We start from the raw sequence: 18,146 nt of genomic DNA on the forward strand, positions 1-18,146 counted from the left end.
GTTTGACATGGCGGGTGTGGAAGAGCACCTGGAGAGCGCTGATTATCTGCAGAAGCGTCAGCTCAAATCCGGAAGTGCCGGGTGGTTACTCCTGGCCGGTTTGGGTGTCAGCTATGTGGTGTCCGGCGACTACTCCGGGTGGAATTTCGGCCTGGCGCAAGGTGGCTTCGGTGGCCTGGCGATCGCGGCGGTGATCATCGCCGGCATGTACCTGGCCCTCGTGCTGGGTATGGCCGAGCTGTCCTCGGCACTGCCCGCCGCCGGCGGCGGGTATACCTTCGCCCGCCGCGCGCTCGGCCCGTGGGGTGGATTCGCCACCGGCACAGCGATTCTCATCGAGTACTCGATCGCCCCGGCGGCCATCGCCACCTTCATCGGGGCCTACGTGGAATCGCTGGGATTGTTCGGGATCACCAACGGCTGGTGGGTCTATCTCGCCGCCTATGCATTGTTCATCGGCATCCACCTGTCCGGCGTCGGTGAGGCGCTCAAGGTCATGTTCGTCATCACGGCCATCGCGCTGCTGGGCCTGCTGGTCTTCGCGATCGCCGCGGTCGGGCATTTCGACCTGTCCAACCTGACCAACATCGCGGTCGACGGCGGCGCGGCCGGTGCATCGGCTCTGCTGCCGCACGGCTACCTGGGGATCTGGGCCGCGATCCCGTTCGCCATCTGGTTCTTCCTCGCGATCGAGGGCGTGCCGCTGGCCGCTGAGGAAACCGCCAACCCGGAACGCAACGTCCCACGCGGCATCATCGCCGGGATGGGCGTCCTGCTGGTCACCTGTGCGACAGTCCTGATCCTGACCACTGGTGCCGGGGGCGCCGACGAGATGTCGGCCTCGGGCAATCCGCTGGTCGAGGCGCTGGGGCAGGGCACCGCGGCCAAGCTGGTCAATTACATCGGCCTGGCCGGCCTGATCGCGAGCTTCTTCTCGATCATCTACGCGTACTCGCGGCAGCTGTTCGCCCTGTCCCGTGCGGGCTACCTGCCCACCAGGCTCTCGGTGACCAACTCGCGCAAGGCGCCGACGCTGGCGCTGATCATCCCGGGCATCATCGGCTTCCTGCTGTCGCTGACCGGTAAGGGCGATCTGCTGTTGAACATGGCGGTCTTCGGTGCCGCGCTGAGCTACGTGCTGATGATGACGAGCCACATCGTGCTCCGCGTCCGCGAGCCCGAGATGCCGCGGCCGTACCGGACCCCGGGCGGCGCGATCACCACCGGAATCGCGCTCGTCATAGCGGTTTTCGCGGTCATCGCGACCTTCCTGGTCAACCCCGTCGCGGCCGGCCTGTGTCTGGCTGTGTTCGCCGTGTTCATGCTCTACTTCGCGGTCTACAGCCGTCACCGCCTGGTGGCCAACTCGCCCGATGAAGAGTTCGCGATGCTGGCGGCAGCCGAGGACGCCCTGAAATGAAGTACCACCAGCAGGTTTCGGGGGTGACCTACAGCTTCGACGGTCTGGTCGAGGTGATGGCCAAGGCCACCCCGCTGCGGTCTGGCGATCAACTCGCCGGCTGCGCGGCCGAGCACGACGGTGAACGGGCTGCGGCCGCCTGGGTGCTCGCGGACCTGCCGTTGGACATCTTCCTCAACCAGGAACTGGTGCCGTACGAGACCGACGAGGTCACCCGGCTGATCATGGACAGCCATGACCGTCAAGCCTTTTCGGAGATCTCGCACCTGACCGTCGGCGGCCTGCGGGACTGGCTGATGGACACCTCGGCACACGATCACAGCGCCGAGCGGCTGGCCGCCGTCGCTCCCGGGCTGACGCCGGAAATGGTCGCGGCGGTCAGCAAGATCATGCGCAACCAGGATCTGATCGCGGTGTCGGCGGCCGCCGAGGTGACCGCGGCGTTCCGCACCACCGTCGGTGCCCGCGGCACGTTGGCCACCCGGTTACAGCCCAACCATCCGACCGACGATCCGCGCGGCATCGCCGCGGCGGTGCTCGACGGGCTACTGCTCGGCTGCGGTGACGCGGTGATCGGGATCAACCCGGCCACCGACTCGCCGCAGGCCACCGCGGACCTGCTCTATCTACTCGATTCGATCCGCACGCGCTACGACATCCCCGTCCAGTCCTGCGTGTTGTCCCATGTCACCACGACGATCGGGTTGGTGGAGGCCGGGGCGCCGGTGGACTTGATGTTCCAGTCCGTGGCGGGCACCGAGGGGGCCAACTCCGCATTCGGGGTGAATCTGCAATTGCTGCGCGAGGGCAACGAAGCGGCGCGCAGCCTGGGCCGCGGCACCGTCGGCAACAACGTCATGTACCTGGAGACGGGCCAGGGCTCGGTGCTCAGTTCCGGCACCCACCTGGGTGTCGGCGGCAAACCCGTGGATCAGCAGACCCTGGAGACCCGCGCCTACGCGGTGGCCCGCGATCTCGAACCACTGCTGGTGAACACGGTCGTCGGGTTCATCGGGCCGGAATACCTCTACGACGGCAAGCAGATCATCCGGGCCGGACTCGAAGACCACTTCTGCGGCAAATTGCTCGGCCTGCCGATGGGTGTCGATGTCTGCTACACCAACCACGCCGAGGCCGACCAGAACGACATGGACACCTTGCTGACGTTGTTGGCCGCGGCAGGAGTGGCATTCGTCATCACCGTCCCGGGCGCCGACGACGTGATGCTCGGCTACCAGAGCCTGTCGTTCCACGACGTGCTGACCACCCGGCGCACTCTGGGCCTGCGGCCTGCCGCCGAGTTCGAGGCGTGGCTGCGCAGCGTCGGCATGGTGGACGACTCGGGCAAGCTGACCCCGTTCGACCTGGAGCGTTCGGTGCTGCGGTCGCTGACTTCGGCGGAGCCGTCATGAGCACGAACGAGATTGCGGTTCAAGAGTTCTGGGACGAGCTGCGCAAGACGACCCAGGCCAGGATCGGGCTGGGCCGGGCCGGCAACGCGCTGCCTACCCGTCGGGTCCTCGAACTCGCCGCGGCGCATGCCGCGGCCCGCGATGCGGTGCACGTGCCGTTGGACACCGATCAACTGGTGAGCGCCGTCCGCGACGTGGGTATCGGCGAGCCGGCCGTGGTGACCAGCCGGGCCACCTCACGCGACGAGTATCTGCGCCGGCCCGATCTGGGCCGCGAACCCGCCGAGGCCATGGAAGTGCCTGCCACCCCGGCCGACATCGGTTTCGTACTCGCCGACGGGTTGTCGCCGACCGCACTGGATCGTCACGGCGCGACGCTACTCGCGGCGTTGGTGGAACAACTGCGGGACCGCTACACCCTGGCCCCGCCGGTGATCGCGACGCAGGCCCGCGTCGCGCTCGGCGATCACCTAGGAGCACAGCAGCACGTCCGAACTCTGCTCGTCGTGATCGGAGAGCGTCCCGGTCTGAGCGTTGCAGACAGCCTCGGCATCTACCTCACCCACCTGCCGATGCCCGGCCGCACCGACGCCGACCGCAACTGCATCTCCAACATCCATCCGCCAGACGGCCTCGGTTACGCCGAGGCCGCCCGGGTGGCGGCCGGACTGGTCGACGGGGCGCTGGCGCTGGGCCGCTCCGGCGTCGACCTGAAGGACACCTCACGGACCTCGGCGCTCGACCCGACCCGCATGACCCAACTCAACTGAATCAGGAGTCTCAATGACCGTGCGTGCCGCCCTGTCTCTGCTCGCCGCGATGACCGTCGCCGTCGCCGGGTGTAGCTCCGGTACCGAGTCGACGCAGTCGTCGGGCACCCCTGAGACGCCCGCCGCCGGCTGTCGGACGCTGGCCGAGAACCCGGGTTGGTATGGCGACAACCGGGACCGGATCGACGCGATGCTCGCCGAGTTGGGCACCTGCGGGGCCAACGGCTCGGTGGCCGACGGCGCCCCACTGGCACTGTTCGACTGGGACAACACCGTGGTCAAGAACGACATCGGTGACGCGACCTTCTTCTGGATGGTGCGCAACGGCAAGCTGCGGGCCCCCGCCGGCGGCGACTGGGCGACGACGAGCCCGTACCTCACCCCGCAGGCCGTGGCTGCGCTCGGCAAGGCGTGTGCCACAAGCACTCCCGGGCAGCCGATGCCGACCGATACCGACCTCGGGTGCGCTGACGAACTGCTGTCGGTCTACACCGACGGAGAGACGCGTGCGGATGAGCCGGCGTTCGCCGGGTTCAATGCCCGTCGCTTCGAGCCGTCGTACGCCTGGGCGGCGCAGATGCTGGCCGGCTGGCACGAATCCGAGCTGACCGGTTTCGCCGAGGCCGCCCGCAAGGAGAACCTCGACGCACCCGAGGGCACCGAGCAGAAGGTCGGCAGCGGTGACGAGACCGGCTGGGTGCGTTACTACCCGCAGATGCGAGATCTGGTGGAAACCTTGCGCGCCAACGGTTTCGACGTGCGCATCATCTCCGCGTCGGCGGAGCCGGTGGTCCGGGTGTGGGCGGCTGACCTCGGTTTCACCCCTGACAAGGTGATGGGTGTGCGGACCGAACGCGACGGTGATGTGCTGACCTCGAAGTTGGTGCCGTGCGGGGGTGAGACGGCCATTCCTTACATCGAGGGCAAGCGCTGCCGGGTGAACGAGGACGTCTTCGGAGTCAAGGGGCCCGCCGCGTTCGAACAGCAGGCGGAGCCCAAGCGGGCGGCCTTCGGCGCCGGGGATTCCGATACCGACGTCACGTTCCTCACCGATGCCACCGCTCTGCGCCTGGTGCTCAACCGCAACAAGACCGAACTGATGTGTTCGGCTTACGACAACTCCGACGGGCGCTGGTTGGTGAACCCGATGTTCATCGAGCCGAAGAAGAAGCAGGGCGATCCGTACGAATGCGCATCCGAGGGCTATATCGAGCCCAGCGGTAAGGAAGCGCCGCTGCACCGGGCCGACGGCAGCGTCGTGCCCGATCAGGAGGACTCAGTCTCCTAGTGCTCGGCCTCGGAAGCCGCGTTTTGACCTGCATGGATGCCCACAGGTAAGCTGCCCCGTTGGTGTGTGCTGCCCTTTTGGGCATGCGGTTCCGGGTCAACGTCGGTCGCCGGGACTCGTAGCGCGCTCACCAGACCGGCACCCGGGACATCCTGGGACCAAACCCGAGAAGAAGAGGTAAGCGCTGTGCCTACGTACACGCCGAAGGCGGGTGACACCACACATCAGTGGTACGTCATCGACGCCCAGGACGTGGTGCTCGGCCGGCTCGCCGTCGAAGCAGCCAAGTTGCTGCGCGGCAAGCACAAGCCGACATTCACGCCGAATGTCGATGGTGGCGATTTCGTCATCGTCATCAACGCCGAGAAGATCGCCGTCAGCGGCGACAAGCTCACCAAGAAGTTCGCTTACAGCCACTCGGGTTACCCGGGCGGTCTGCGCAAGCGCACCATCGGCCAACTGCTGGAGAAGCACCCGACCCGCGTCGTCGAGAACGCGATCCTCGGCATGCTGCCCCACACCAAGCTCGGTCGGCAGATCCAGAAGAAGCTCAAGGTCTACGCAGGCCCGGATCATCCGCATGCCGCGCAGCAGCCGATTCCGTACGAGATCAAGCAGGTGGCCCAGTGACCGAAACGATTGAGAACGGCAGCGAGAACACCGACGTCGTCGACACCGTGACCGAGAGCGTCGAGGTGGAGCAGGAGCACCGCGAGCCGGTCATCATCGACCGCCCGATCCAGACCGTCGGCCGCCGCAAGGAGGCCGTGGTTCGTGTGCGCCTGGTGCCCGGCACCGGCAAGTTCGATCTGGACGGCCGCAGCCTGGAGAACTATTTCCCCAACAAGGTGCACCAGCAGCTGATCAAGGCTCCGCTGGTGACCGTCGACCGTGTCGATCACTTCGACATCTACGCCCACCTCGATGGTGGCGGCCCCTCGGGACAGGCCGGCGCCCTGCGCCTGGCCATCGCCCGTGCGCTGATCTTGGTGCAGCCGGAGGACCGGCCCGCACTCAAGAAGGCAGGGTTCCTGACGCGTGACCCGCGTGCCATCGAGCGCAAGAAGTACGGCCTCAAGAAGGCCCGCAAGGCGCCTCAGTACAGCAAGCGCTGATCTGTCGCCTTACGGCCGAACGAACCCGCCGGGTGTGTCACGTACACGCCCGGCGGGTTTGTTTTTGTCTCCCTGGTGCCGCCGTACAGGGTCGGCGCCGCCGCTTTCCGTGCCAGGGTCGTTCCCCGCGCTTCTGCGCGACCCTGTGGTGGAAACCGGCGTCGGCCGGCGCCGCCTGCGGGGATTCCGACGAATTTCAGCCTGTTGACCTGCGCAGATGTAGGGTACGCAGAATTTTTTCGCGAGATGTGGTTTGAATTCGTTTGTCGAGTGGAAGCCCACGTGGTGGAGAGCAGGGGGTCGCTTTGTGTCAGCAGGGTCGTGCCCGCAGGAAATTCCTGCCACCGGTAGACGTCGTGTCGACGTCGGGGGACCGGGTGCCGCTTTCCCATCGGAAGGAGTAATTGTGGGGAACTTCGTGAAGACCGCGACCGCCGGAGCGATGCTCGGTGGGTCGCTGCTGTTTACCGTCGGCTTGGGCATGGCCCACGCGGCGCCGGAAACCGCCGGTGACGGCAAGGTGAATCTCACCCTCGGCAACGTCTCGGTTCTGCAGAACGTCGATGACGCCGCAGCCGCCCAGATCGCGGCAGGGGTGTGCGAGAACACCGACACCGCTTCGCTGACCACCGCTGTCCAGGGCGTCGACGCGAACGGTACCGACCACGTCGTCTGCACCAACAACCTCGGGACCATCTCGTTCAGCCAGAACGGCACCGCGGAGCGGCCTGGTAGCGCGCCACAGGGAGCCGGGCCGCACAGCCTGGCGCCGACGACGGCACCCACGACGGTGCCGGGAGGAACCCACTCGTCGTCCGACACTGACGGCAGCTAGAGATTTATCGCCGATCCCCGCCCGCGCAGCGTCCCGCGGGTGGGGATTCGGTGATTACGCCGTCGAGCATCACGATGGCGCATCAATTCAGCCCCAGGACGGTTGTTGACCTCGTCGGTTGTGTTTCGGGCAGCCAATTATGAGAAGTTTAAGGGCATGGGTCGACTGTTCGGCACCGATGGGGTGCGTGGGGTCGCCAATCGCGATCTGACCGCTGAACTGGCGGTTGCACTCGGTTCGGCGGCGGCGCGGCGTCTCGGCAACTCCGCGGGACGTGGCCGGCGGGTCGCCGTGGTGGGCCGTGATCCGCGGGCGAGCGGCGAGATGCTCGAAGCCGCCGTGATCGCCGGAATCACCAGCGAGGGTGTCGACGCCCTGCGGGTCGGCGTCCTGCCGACACCCGCGGTGGCCTACCTGACCAGTGCGTATGACGCCGATTTCGGGGTGATGATCTCCGCGTCGCACAACCCGATGCCCGACAACGGCATCAAGATCTTCGGCCCGGGCGGGCACAAGCTCGATGACGCCGCTGAGGACCGCATTGAGGATTTGGTCAACTCCGGCCCGGGCCTGCGTCCGACGGGAGCCGGCATCGGTCGGGTACTCGAGGCAGAGGATGCGCTGGACCGCTACCTGCGGCATGCCTCCAAGGCCGTCACCACCCGATTGGAAGGCCTCACCGTGGTTGTCGACTGCGCGCACGGTGCGGCGTCGTCGGCCGCTCCGCGGGCGTACCGGGCCGCCGGCGCCAACGTCGTCGCGATCAACGCCGAGCCCAACGGCCTCAACATCAACGACGGCTGCGGATCCACCCATATGGACGTGCTGCAGGCGGCCGTCATCGAGCACGGCGCCGATCTGGGGTTGGCCCACGACGGCGACGCCGACCGGTGCCTGGCGGTCGACGCCGCGGGCCGGGTCGTCGACGGCGACGCCATCATGGTGGTTCTGGCACTGGCGATGCAGCAGGCCGGGGAATTGGCCTCCGACACGTTGGTGGCCACGGTGATGAGCAATCTGGGCCTGCACCTGGCCATGCGGGCTGCCGGTATCGAGGTCCGGACCACCGGCGTCGGCGATCGTTACGTGCTGGAGGAACTGCGGGCCGGCGAGTTCTCGCTCGGTGGTGAGCAGTCCGGCCACATCGTGTTGCCGGGCCTGGGCACGACCGGCGACGGCATCGTCACCGGGCTGCGGCTGATGTCGCGGATGGCCCAGACCCGGGCCACCTTGGCTGACCTCGCCGAGCCCATGCGCACACTGCCGCAGGTTCTGATCAACGTTCAGGTCGATGACAAGGCCGCGGTGGCCAAGGCGCCCTCCGTACAGTCCGCAGTGGCTCAAGCCGAAGCCGAGCTCGGAGACACCGGCCGAATCCTGTTGCGGCCCTCGGGGACCGAGCAGGTGGTTCGGGTGATGGTCGAGGCTGCCGACGAGAACACGGCTCGACTGCTCGCGGTCCGGGTGGCTGAGTCGGTCAGCGGCCAGTCAGCCTGACGGAACCGGACAGCGTCCGGCTGCGTCTAAACCGGGCATGGGAGAAGTAACTGCCGCCCGCGTCGATGCCGAGGCTCTGCTGCAGGTGGCACGCCAGTACGGTGCCGCCGCCGAGATCATCGAGTCCGGTACCCAGGTGCGGTTGCGGTTTGACGGCGCGACGGCCGGCCGGGCGCACACTGGTTGTGGTGACTCGCTGCGGACCGCGCTCGACGGAATCATCGTGCCCCTTCGCCAATGGGCCCGAGCGGCAGGTGAAGTCGCCGCGGTACTGACGAGCACCACCGACCGGTACGTGGTCGCGGATGCCCGCGCGGCTGCCCGGGTGGGCTGAGGCGTGGCCCAAATCGGTGACGTAGCACGACGTTTGGATCAGGGCGAGCCTGCGGTCGCGACATTCGCCGAGTTCGTGTGGGCGTGCGCGCAGCTGGGCTACCACCATCCGGACCTCACCGCGCACGCCGGTCAGGTGCACGACTGGTACGCCGCGGAAGACGGTCTGGACCTGAGGATGCTGGACGCCGACTGTGCGGGGCTGGCAGCGACGGCGGATTCGGCCGAGCACGCACTGCGGCTGCAGAACGATCAACTGGGCGCGCTCGAGCGTGCGTGGCAGGGGCATGGCGCAAGCGCAGCACGTGACCTTCTGGATCGCCACCGTGACGCGGCCCGGCAGGCCGTCGCGGCCGTGCGCCGGGCGGCCGACACCCTGGCACCGCTGCGCGATCAACTGTGGCGGGCCATCGACACCAAGGTCGCCGTGACCGAGCGGATCGAGGCGCGGTGTGCGGCGCAGCGCCCGGCCTGGCTCGCCGCGGCCCGCGCCGTGCGAACGGGACTCGGAAACCGCGACGCAGCCAGTGAATTGATCGACACACAGGTGAAACCGTTCGTCGACAACGACATCGGTGCCGACTGGGTGCCGGCGATGCGTTCGGCGACAGCCGCGGTGGCCGATGCGTATGCCGCGGCGCTCGCCGCCCTCGCCGACGGCCCCGCTGCGGTGTTCGAGATCCCTGGCGACCTGGGGCCGTCATGGACCCCGCACATCGGCGCGGCGGTTCGTCCGGATCCGCCGATGGGCAGCGCCGCCACGGTGCCCGCCGGATTCGTACCGTCGGCCGGTGCGGGCCCCATGCCAGGCGTTACCGGCCGGGCTCCGGCGGGCTCTTCCATCATGTCGTCGCCAGTCCCTCAGATGTCTTCTGCTGCACCATCTCTCGCGTCACCGACTGATCCGGCCGGCCCGGCTGTGCCAGCTGTGCCGGCAGCCACCAACCCCGCCGCAGCGGATACGGCGGCCGGGTTCGGTTCACCGCTGGGCGGTGGATTGCCCGGGGCCGGGATGTCGGGGATGGGGTCCGGAGTTTCCGGCCTCGGCCAGCAGCTTGCGGATCTCTTCGGCGGGTTGATCGGATCGGCCGGCGACGGCTCTGCGGGAACGAGGGCCGACACCGCGCTGCCTGGGCAACTCGACCCGCCGGACATCTCCGACGTTGTCGATGACCCGGACGACCCGGACGACCCCGACGATCCGGACGATCCCGAGGACGCCGACGACCCTGAGGACGCCGACGAACCTGAGGACGCGACGGCCGAGGACACGACAGCCGAGGACGGCGAGGAGACCGACTCGGCTGCCGATGACCAGACGGCTGAACGGGATCCGGCAGATGCACCGCTGCCCGCCGACACCGCCACCGCCACCGAACCGGAGCCTGCGACGCCGGTAGCTGTCCCCGTTGCACCGCCCGGGCCAGTGGAGACGCCGGCCGGCGGGACACCGTGTGAGATCGCCGCCGACGAGCTACCGCAGGTGGGCGGTTAGTCAGCGACGCCGTTGCGCTGTAGGGATCGCGGTCCCTGCCAGTGGGATTCCTGGCGTGAGTGAGCCATCTCGGTGTTAGACCGTATTGAGACGTGGACCGCATTCGCCGAGAAAAGTCGAGGAGATCTTTCGATGACGATGGAATCCGAGTGCGAGGTTCGGGAGATAGAAGCCGAAGCACCGCCCACCCGTTTCGCTCGCGGGTGGCACTGTCTCGGTTTGACCCGGGACCTCGGCGACGGGAAACCGCACGCAATCAACGTGTTCGGCCAGAAGCTCGTCGCCTTCCGCGCCGGTGACGGCACGATCAACGTGCTCGACGGATACTGCCGGCACATGGGCGGCGACCTGGCACAAGGCGAGGTCAAGGGTGATGCGATCGCCTGCCCGTTTCACGACTGGCGGTGGGGCGGTGACGGTCGCTGCAAGAACGTGCCGTACGCCAAGCGCACTCCTCGGCTGGCGCGTACCGCGACCTGGACCACTCTTGAGCAGGATGGGATGCTGTTCATCTGGAACGACCCCGAGGGCAATCCTCCGCCGGCCGACGTGACGATTCCGCGCATCGAAGGTGCCACCAGCGATGAGTGGACCGATTGGCATTGGTACACAACGGTCGTCAATGCCAACTGCCGCGAATTGGTGGACAACGTGGTGGACATGGCGCACTTCTTCTACGTGCACGGGTCACTGCCCACGCACTTCAAGAACATCTTCGAAGGCCACGTCGCAACCCAGTACATGAACTCCGACACCCGTGCCGACCGTCAAGATGTCGGCGGACCGACGATGCTCGGCACCACATCGGTGGCGTCGTACTACGGACCGGCGTTCATGATCGATGACCTGACGTACCACTACACAGAAGCCGATCATCACAGCGTGCTGATCAACTGTCATTATCCGATCGACGCGAATTCGTTTGTCCTGCAATACGGCATCATCGTCAAGAAACCTCAAGGGGTGTCCGACGAGCTGGCTTTGCAGAGCGCCATCGCGCTGGGTGACTGGGTCAAGATCGGCTTCGAACAGGACGTGGCGATCTGGAAAACCAAGGCCCGCATCGACAACCCGCTGCTGTGCGAGGAGGACGGACCGGTATATCAGCTGCGCCGCTGGTACGAACAGTTCTATGTCGATGCCGCCGATGTGGCCGCTGACATGGTCGACCGGTTCGAATTCGAGGTCGACACGACGGGCGCGCAGCAGGCGTGGAATCAGGAGATCGAGGACAACATCGCTGCCCGCAGCGTAGGCGCGGGGGTTCGCCGGTTGCGCCGTTGACAACTGGCGTGGTCACCCGGACGTCGCGTCTCTGCGCAAAGATGGTCCGATGACCGCGACCAAGACCGCCAAAACCGGACCGGGACGGCCCGCGGGTATCGACAGCGGCGACACCCGCCAACGGGTCATCGATGCCGCCTGCCGGTGCTTTGCCCAGTTCGGCTACGGACCGGCCACCAACAATCTGATCGCTGAGATGGCCGGCGTGACCGCGGGCTCGGTCTACTACCATTTCGGCACGAAAAACAGGTTGTTCGAAGCGGTTTGCGACGACGTCTACGGCAAGATCCTGGCCAGTGCGGCACCGGCCATGGCGGGGCCGCATTCGATGCACGAGCTGCTGCGTGCGGCGCTGTCCGAGTCGATCCGGATCAACCGCGAGTATCCCGAGCTGGCCGGATTCGTGGCCACCGCGCCGATCGACGCGCGGCGGCACCAAGAGTTGAGCGCGGGCTACGCGCGGCAGGGTGCGCGGATGACGGATGCGCTCGCGCGTTCGGTCATCGCGGGGCAGCGGGGCGGGCTGATCGCCGCCGAGTACGACCCGGTTCAGGTGGCGCGGGTGATCGGCGCGATTGTCGACGGTTTCGCGCACGCGGCGGCGGTCACCGAACCGGAGGAGATGGACGGCGTGAACCGGTTGTTCGAATCGTTGCTCGTGAATGCCGCACTCGGCAAGCGTCCCGCCGCAGTACGGACTCTCTAGCCGGTGAGCGAGACGAGCTCCTCGCAGAACTTCACCGTCTCGGCGGCATCGGTGGCCATCGGGTGCACCAGCATCGTGGTCACCCCCGCCTCGGCGTAGGCGGCCAACCGTTCTTTGACGAACCCCTTGGGCCCGATCAGCGATATGTTGCGGACCAGGTCGTCGGGCACCGCCGCGATGGCTTCGGCCTTCTTGCCGGCCAGGAACAGGTCCTGGATGTGATCGGCGACTTCGCCGTAGCCGTACCGGGTGGCCAGCTTGTGGTAGAAGTTCTGGCCGCGTGCGCCCATGCCGCCGATGTACAGCGCCAGTTGGGGTTTCGCCCACGAGAGCCGCTCGTCGACGTCGTCGCCGATGGCCAGGCTGGCGCTGACCATGACATCCAGCGGGCCGAGCGCGGGATCGCGCTTGGCGGCCCCGGCGCGCAGGGCGTCGCCCCACACGTCGTCGGCCTTCTCCGGGAGGTAGAACACCGGTTGCCAGCCTTCGGCGACCTCGGCGGTCAGCTCGACGTTCTTGGGCCCCAGTGCGGCGATTGTGATCGGAATGCGTTCACGGACAGGGTGATTGATCAGGTGCAGCGATTTGCCCAGCCCGGTGCCGCGGTCGGCCGGTAGGGGCAGCTGGTAGTACTTGCCGTCGTAATCCAGGTTCTCGCGCCGCCACACCTTGCGGCAGATCTCGACCACCTCACGGGTGCGGCCCAGCGGTGCGTCGAACGGCACGCCGTGAAAACCCTCCACCACCTGCGGTCCCGAGGTGCCGAGGCCCAAGCGGAACCGGCCGTCGGAGACGTAGTCGACACCGGCGGCGCTCATCGCCATCAGGGCCGGCGTGCGGGTGTAGATCGGGACGACGCCGGTGCCGAGCTCCATGGTGGAGGTCTTGGCGGCCAGGTAGCCGAGCTGGCTGATCGCATCGTAGGAGTACGCCTCGGCGACCAAGGCGATGTCGACGCCCACCTTCTCCAGTTCGACGACTTGGTCGGCTGCTTCTTTGAAGCCGCCCGCATAACTCAGGAAGATGCCAGTGCGCATCGCAGGAGTGTAGCAACCCACCAGTTGGTTGGGAGGGGTGGTGTCGCCGGGGCGGACGAGGAACGGTGTCGCGACAATGCGGTTTGTCGACCGGCGCGTCATTGGTGAGCCGGTAGGCGCATCCCGGGTGTGATGACGATCGACTGGATGCGCCATCCGCCCGGAGTGCGCGTGTACCCGATATCGGCGCTGAGGTATGCGGCTCGCGGGTCGTCACCGTCGTTGGCGGCGACCCACATCAGCCACCGGCCGCGGGCATGGTCTCCGTCGACGGCGAGGACGGGGTTCAGGAAGGCATGCATGGCGAAGGGCACCGAAGCCGTGGCGTCGGGTAGGGCCGCCGCGATCGCCGCGGCACCGATCGTGGGGGCTGCACCGGGGTGCTCGAAGACTCCATCCGGCGTGAAGATGTCCGTAATGCTCTCGGGTTGAATGGTTTTCTCGGCCCAGCCGCGGTTGATCGCGTCGGCGTAACGCGCGGTCAGGTCGACGATGGCCGCCTGATCGTCCCACGTCGACGGCCGTGCGATGAGTGCTGCGGCGGTGCCGATCGCTGCAGCCAGGGCTGCCGCGCGGTCGGCCGGGGCCGTCACGACGCGCCATGCGATGTAGCCGTCAGGCCGCACCAGGGCAGCGCCGCTGGACCCCAACCCATATGCCGTGACGATGGCGTCGTGCAACGTCGACTCAGGCGGGAAACAGAGAAACTCGATCGACATTCCGAGCTGGCCGGTAACGGACTGCACGCTGTTTCGCCACGCTTCGGAGCCAGTGACCAGTGTCCAGCCTCGGGTGAAGTGGTCGAGAGTCGAGCGGCCCGGAGCGATCCATACATGCGGCGCCCGGGTGCCGGGCTGTCCGGCCCATTCGTGGGGTCTGCGGGCGTCCGGTAGGTCACGAGCCGCATCAGCAGGAACGACGGAGCGGTAGAGCTGGCCGAGTTCCATGGCGACGTCGTCGATGACGTCGACATCGGATGTGGGGGTGTCGATGTAGGCCTTGTAGTCGGCACGCGCGAAGATCTGCTGGTGACGTAGCCATGCGACGGGCCGCCGCTCGGCGTCGTAGGAGTCGAGGAGCGCGGGCTGACTGCGACCGGTGTGCACTGCACCGATCTTCCAAGAGAGGTTGTGGGCATCTGCGATTCCGGTGTTGGCACCGTATCCACCGCGATTGGGTGGGAGCTGATGCGCGGCGTCGCCGACGAGAAACACCCTCCCGCAACCGAAGTGATCGGCGATAAGCGCTGACAGCTCCCAGCGACCCGTGGTGATCAACTCGATCGAGAGATCGCCGATTCCAGTGGCGCGCCGAATGGCAGCACGCTGATCGTCTTCCGAGCGGTCAATGTCGTCCTTGAGCATCAGCACCCAGCGCCCGTCGGAGTATGTGGTCAAAAAGGCGTCAAATCCGGGTTGTTCGATCTCGAACTGCACGATGCCGTGGCGCAGATACTGGTCCAACTCCGGCGCGCGGAACAAGATGCTGCGCTGCACTGACAGCAGGCCCTGCCCCGTTCTGCCGATGCGGAGACTGTTCCGGATCCCGCTGTCGGCCCCGTCCGCAGCGACCAGATAGTCCGCATCGATGCGGTACTCGCTGCCGTCCAGCCGCCGGCGCACTGTGGCGGTCACACCATCACCATCGTCGACAAACGACACCAGCTCCGACCCCAATCGCAGATCGGCACCGAGTGCCTCGGCGCGTTCGCGCAGGAGTGGCTCCAGAGCGTCTTGGGCGATTGCGCTGCCGCGCACCGGTGAATGGTCGGCCGGATCTAGGGCGGAGGCGGCTGGGGGTGACCACGGGTACTCCTCTAACCATCGTCCCGTGAGACTTTCAACGCGAGCCCGGCGCGGTGGGCCGTTCTGTGTGCTCGCCGGTAGCTCGATTCCGACGCCACGAAACAATTCGATGGTGCGGGTCGTGTAGCCGATGGCGCGCGGATGTGTCGCGCTGCCGACATGCCGTTCGATGAGTGTCGTCGGTACGCCTTGCGATGCGAGGAAGACCGCCGCCGAGAGGCCGGCGAGGCTACCTCCGACGACGAGGGCGGTTGGATGATCGGTCGTCTCGTGGTGCATCAACACTCCTGACTCATTTCTTTAGTCACTAAACTAATATATCTAGTAAGTGTTTTAAGCAACTTGCCGTTGAGCTCTAGGATGTGACGGTGACGACTGATGCGCCGGGCCGCCGTGCTCGAAAGAATGCGCAGACGCGACGCGCGCTAGCCGAGGCGGCCGAGCGCCTCTTTCTGGCTCGGGGGTATGACGCTGTGGCGGTCAAAGACATCGCCGACGCGGTCGACGTCTCAGTTCCCACCCTGTTCAAACATGTTCCCGACGGGAAGCCGGCCGTGATGTTCGACGATGGTGTGGAACGACGAGAAAGTCTCCTGGCCGCGGTGCATGACCGGCCGCCGCAGACGACGGTGCTCACCGCGTTGCGAGAGTTCATGGCCGGTCGGGGCCCGTTCGAAGAGAACCCCACACGCGCGTTCGTCCGGCGTACCGAACTCATCATGACCACCCCGGCCCTGCGGGAATACTCACGAAAGCTCTGGATCCGCTGCGAGAAACCTCTTAGCGAAGCAATTGCTACGGAACTTGGTCGGCCGTCCGACGACATCACCGCTCGTGCGGTGGCCCGTTACGTCCTCGAGATCCCGCAGTTCATCGGCGACGAGTCCGACCCGCGCAACGCGCTGAACGCCATATTCGACCTCCTCGAGCACGGTCTGCAGTCGGGCGCAGTCTCACGCACGTCGGACTAGGCCACGCACCGGAACGCTCGATGATTCGCCGACGCCCATGGCGCCGTGGCCTCCCGGTTACTCGACTTGAAAGCGGATTCCTGTCACGGTCTATGTGGTTGTCACCCTCGGGTTGCGAAGCTCCCCGGTGCGTCGAGACAACGATTGAAATGCTCTGGTGGACAAGCAATTTAAACAAGGGTCGTAGCCTGCATATTCGATTTGTGCCTCTTCTGTTCGAGGCGCGGGCGAGTTCACCGCTTCATCGGCAATACCCTTGTTGTGCGGCTAGCCACCCAGGTTCGGCAGCGGCAGCGGCGCGAGCCGGTAGCTCGGCGGCTCGGTGCCGTGCAGGTGCCGGACGAAATAGTCCCAGGTGCGGCGGAAAAGTAGTCCTGTCGGCCGAGCAGTGCATGCTCGGCACCGGGGATCATGATCTGGTCGAAATCTTTGTCCGCCTTGATGAGAGCGTCGGCCAGCCGCATCGTCATATACGGGTGAGCATTGTCGTCGAGCTCGCCGTGGACGAGCAGCAGCGTGCCCTTCAGGTTCACGGCCAGCGTCGTATTCGAGATCGCCCGCTTACCTTCTGTACTCACATCGCCGTGGTAGTGCTCGGCTCACATGGCCAGGTTGACGGCGTTGCCGAGGTCGCCGTGGGAGTGATTCTGAAAGGCCTTGCTGCGCCCGGCTGTCACTCCAAGAACGGCGAATGGCCGAGGTCGGTCGATGTGGCGTGGTGAACTTGGTTGAGGTCCGCAGTTGCAAAGCGCTTGTGGGGCAGAGCACTCCGATCCACGAGGCGGCCGGCCTTGTAGATTGAGTTGATCTTGCGGAGGTTGTCGATGTCGGCCACTGGGTCGGCATCTAACACCAGCAGGTCGGCGTATTTGCCTACTTCGATGCTGCCAATCTCATCGAACTTGCCGTAAGCCTTCGCCACATTGGATGTAGCCGCGTGTATCGCTTGCATTGAGGTCATCCCCTTCTGCATGATGCCCACCGTCCAGTCGAAATGATCCGTCCCCAGCGTCCACGGCCGGTGCTGGCGACCTGCATCCCCTAGATCGTTGAGAACATCATGCGGGGTGCACCCGGCATCGGTGCCGAGGAATACGTTGGCTCCCGCGGCGATAAGGGTCTGCTCGTTCTTCGCGTGCTGACCGCCTCCATAGCCAGCCATGACCTCGCCGCGACTCTCCAGATAAGACTGGTAGGCGTCAGTCACGGTTTGAATGCCGCAGGAAATGCCCTGATCCAAGATCTTGTCGATCGTATGGTTCTCGATCGGTTGGAAAAGCGTGACGGAGGCATGCACGAGCACGTCTGCCTCGAGATCGACGGCGATGTCCAGAGCATGGGTCGACAACGTGTGAGTGAGGATGGGCACTTCCTTTGACCGTGCCTCTTCAAACATGACGCGCAGTGCTGTCTCGGAGAACGGCAGATAGGTGCGATCGACGCCGACTGTTGACAACAGGTGATCGCTGACCGCGACTTTCATCATGTCGACGCCGCGGTCGAGATAGTCGCGCACAATCGCACGGATTTCGCGTACTGGCAGTGTGCTGATCTGATGTCCGACCCCGGCTTCCCACTGCTGATTGATCCGGTTCGCGAAGCTCGACGTGATCACAGGACGGGCAGCGAGGAAAAAGTCAGCGCTGAAGGGGCCGCCCATGCCTACGATATTGCCGGCGGCAAACACTCGGGCTCCAACCTCCGCGCCAGACGCGATCCGGTCCCGTGCGGCCAGAACGGGACCCACCGCGTTGTGCGTGTCGAAGACCGTCGTGACTCCCTCGCGTAGTGCCACTTGGGCAGCCTCGATGATGACCTCTTCGAATCGGAATTCGTGGCGGGCGATGTACTCGATGCCGCCTACGCCGAGCATCATCCACGAGTCAAGTAGGTGCACGTTGCCGTTGATCAACCCTGGCAGCAGCCACTTGCCCGTAAGGTCCACTTGTTCAGCGTCATGAGGAATGTCGACTGTTCCGCGCCGTCCCACAGCAGCGATTCGGTCACCCTCGACGAGCACGGTGGCGTCGAGATTGGGCGTGTCACTCTTGCCATCGATCAGTGTCGCGCCCTCGAAGGCGATGGTGTTGGACATTCTTATCTCCTAGCTGGGGTGGTCGAGCAGGCCGCTCACTTCGGTCGCCAAAGCGCGTATCAATGATTAGTCGGCCAGTGCCT

General features: G+C 66.0%; 16 protein-coding genes and 1 pseudogene. 13 read left to right on the forward strand and 4 right to left on the reverse strand.

The window, feature by feature from the left end:
* Positions 1-7: 7 nt before the first annotated feature.
* The 12 genes from eat (at position 8) to H977_RS0105920 (ending at position 12,155) form a co-directional block, all read left to right on the forward strand.
* Complete coding sequence (eat, locus tag H977_RS0105865) at positions 8-1,420, forward strand: ethanolamine permease (protein ID WP_029106972.1); 1,413 nt, start codon at positions 8-10, stop codon at positions 1,418-1,420.
* The gene (locus H977_RS0105870) at positions 1,417-2,832 is read left to right on the forward strand and encodes an ethanolamine ammonia-lyase subunit EutB (RefSeq protein WP_029106973.1); all 1,416 of its coding nucleotides are present in this window, start codon (positions 1,417-1,419) and stop codon (positions 2,830-2,832) included. The genes eat and H977_RS0105870 overlap by 4 nt, the downstream gene beginning before the upstream one ends.
* Entirely contained in the window at positions 2,829-3,602 is a 774-nt protein-coding gene (eutC, locus tag H977_RS0105875) for an ethanolamine ammonia-lyase subunit EutC (protein ID WP_029106974.1), read from the forward strand. Before H977_RS0105870 ends, eutC begins: the two co-directional genes overlap by 4 nt.
* 13 nt (positions 3,603-3,615) lie before the next feature.
* On the forward strand, positions 3,616-4,890 hold the full coding sequence (locus H977_RS0105880; protein ID WP_029106975.1) for an HAD family hydrolase: 1,275 nt from the start codon (positions 3,616-3,618) through the stop codon (positions 4,888-4,890).
* A gap of 186 nt (positions 4,891-5,076) precedes the next feature.
* The gene (rplM, locus tag H977_RS0105885) at positions 5,077-5,520 is read left to right on the forward strand and encodes a 50S ribosomal protein L13 (RefSeq protein ID WP_029106976.1); all 444 of its coding nucleotides are present in this window, start codon (positions 5,077-5,079) and stop codon (positions 5,518-5,520) included.
* Positions 5,521-5,567: 47 nt separating this feature from the next.
* A complete protein-coding gene (gene rpsI / locus H977_RS0105890; protein WP_155946551.1) occupies positions 5,568-6,005 on the forward strand; it encodes a 30S ribosomal protein S9 in 438 nt (145 codons plus the stop codon).
* Positions 6,006-6,411: 406 nt separating this feature from the next.
* Positions 6,412-6,840: a hypothetical protein gene (locus tag H977_RS32625; protein WP_051288690.1), complete on the forward strand. Its 429-nt coding sequence runs from the start codon at positions 6,412-6,414 to the stop codon at positions 6,838-6,840.
* A 156-nt stretch (positions 6,841-6,996) separates the two neighbouring features.
* Positions 6,997-8,337 (forward strand): phosphoglucosamine mutase, encoded by a 1,341-nt coding sequence (gene glmM, locus H977_RS0105900; protein ID WP_029106978.1) that lies wholly within the window; start codon positions 6,997-6,999, stop codon positions 8,335-8,337.
* Positions 8,338-8,374: 37 nt separating this feature from the next.
* Positions 8,375-8,671: a type VII secretion target gene (locus H977_RS0105905; protein ID WP_029106979.1), complete on the forward strand. Its 297-nt coding sequence runs from the start codon at positions 8,375-8,377 to the stop codon at positions 8,669-8,671.
* A gap of 3 nt (positions 8,672-8,674) precedes the next feature.
* Positions 8,675-10,165 carry a hypothetical protein gene (locus H977_RS0105910; protein WP_029106980.1) on the forward strand — a complete coding sequence of 497 codons (1,491 nt, stop codon included), beginning with the start codon at positions 8,675-8,677 and terminating at the stop codon, positions 10,163-10,165.
* A 132-nt stretch (positions 10,166-10,297) separates the two neighbouring features.
* Positions 10,298-11,449 (forward strand): 3-ketosteroid-9-alpha-monooxygenase, oxygenase component, encoded by a 1,152-nt coding sequence (locus H977_RS0105915; RefSeq protein WP_036475188.1) that lies wholly within the window; start codon positions 10,298-10,300, stop codon positions 11,447-11,449.
* Between the two features lie 49 nt (positions 11,450-11,498).
* On the forward strand, positions 11,499-12,155 hold the full coding sequence (locus H977_RS0105920; protein WP_029106982.1) for a TetR/AcrR family transcriptional regulator: 657 nt from the start codon (positions 11,499-11,501) through the stop codon (positions 12,153-12,155).
* Here the strand turns inward: H977_RS0105920 and H977_RS0105925 are convergent.
* The gene (locus H977_RS0105925; protein ID WP_029106983.1) at positions 12,152-13,192 is read right to left on the reverse strand and encodes an LLM class F420-dependent oxidoreductase; all 1,041 of its coding nucleotides are present in this window, start codon (positions 13,190-13,192) and stop codon (positions 12,152-12,154) included. The two genes, H977_RS0105920 and H977_RS0105925, sit on opposite strands and share 4 nt — an antisense overlap.
* Positions 13,193-13,290: 98 nt before the next feature.
* On the reverse strand, positions 13,291-15,276 hold the full coding sequence (locus tag H977_RS0105930) for an FAD-dependent monooxygenase (RefSeq protein ID WP_029106984.1): 1,986 nt from the start codon (positions 15,274-15,276) through the stop codon (positions 13,291-13,293).
* A gap of 89 nt (positions 15,277-15,365) precedes the next feature.
* Here H977_RS0105930 and H977_RS0105935 point away from each other — a divergent pair, with 89 nt between their 5' ends.
* On the forward strand, positions 15,366-15,968 hold the full coding sequence (locus H977_RS0105935; RefSeq protein ID WP_029106985.1) for a TetR/AcrR family transcriptional regulator: 603 nt from the start codon (positions 15,366-15,368) through the stop codon (positions 15,966-15,968).
* A gap of 267 nt (positions 15,969-16,235) precedes the next feature.
* Here the strand turns inward: H977_RS0105935 and H977_RS0105940 are convergent.
* Positions 16,236-16,690, reverse strand: a pseudogene (locus H977_RS0105940) (alpha/beta hydrolase family protein); the annotation flags it as partial.
* The gene (locus H977_RS0105945; RefSeq protein ID WP_029106987.1) at positions 16,642-18,063 is read right to left on the reverse strand and encodes an amidohydrolase family protein; all 1,422 of its coding nucleotides are present in this window, start codon (positions 18,061-18,063) and stop codon (positions 16,642-16,644) included. The pseudogene H977_RS0105940 and the gene H977_RS0105945, both read right to left, overlap by 49 nt.
* Between the last annotated feature and the right edge of the window lie 83 nt (positions 18,064-18,146).

The organism is Mycobacterium sp. URHD0025 (assembly GCF_000426065.1).
In the GTDB taxonomy this organism is placed as follows: domain Bacteria; phylum Actinomycetota; class Actinomycetes; order Mycobacteriales; family Mycobacteriaceae; genus Mycobacterium.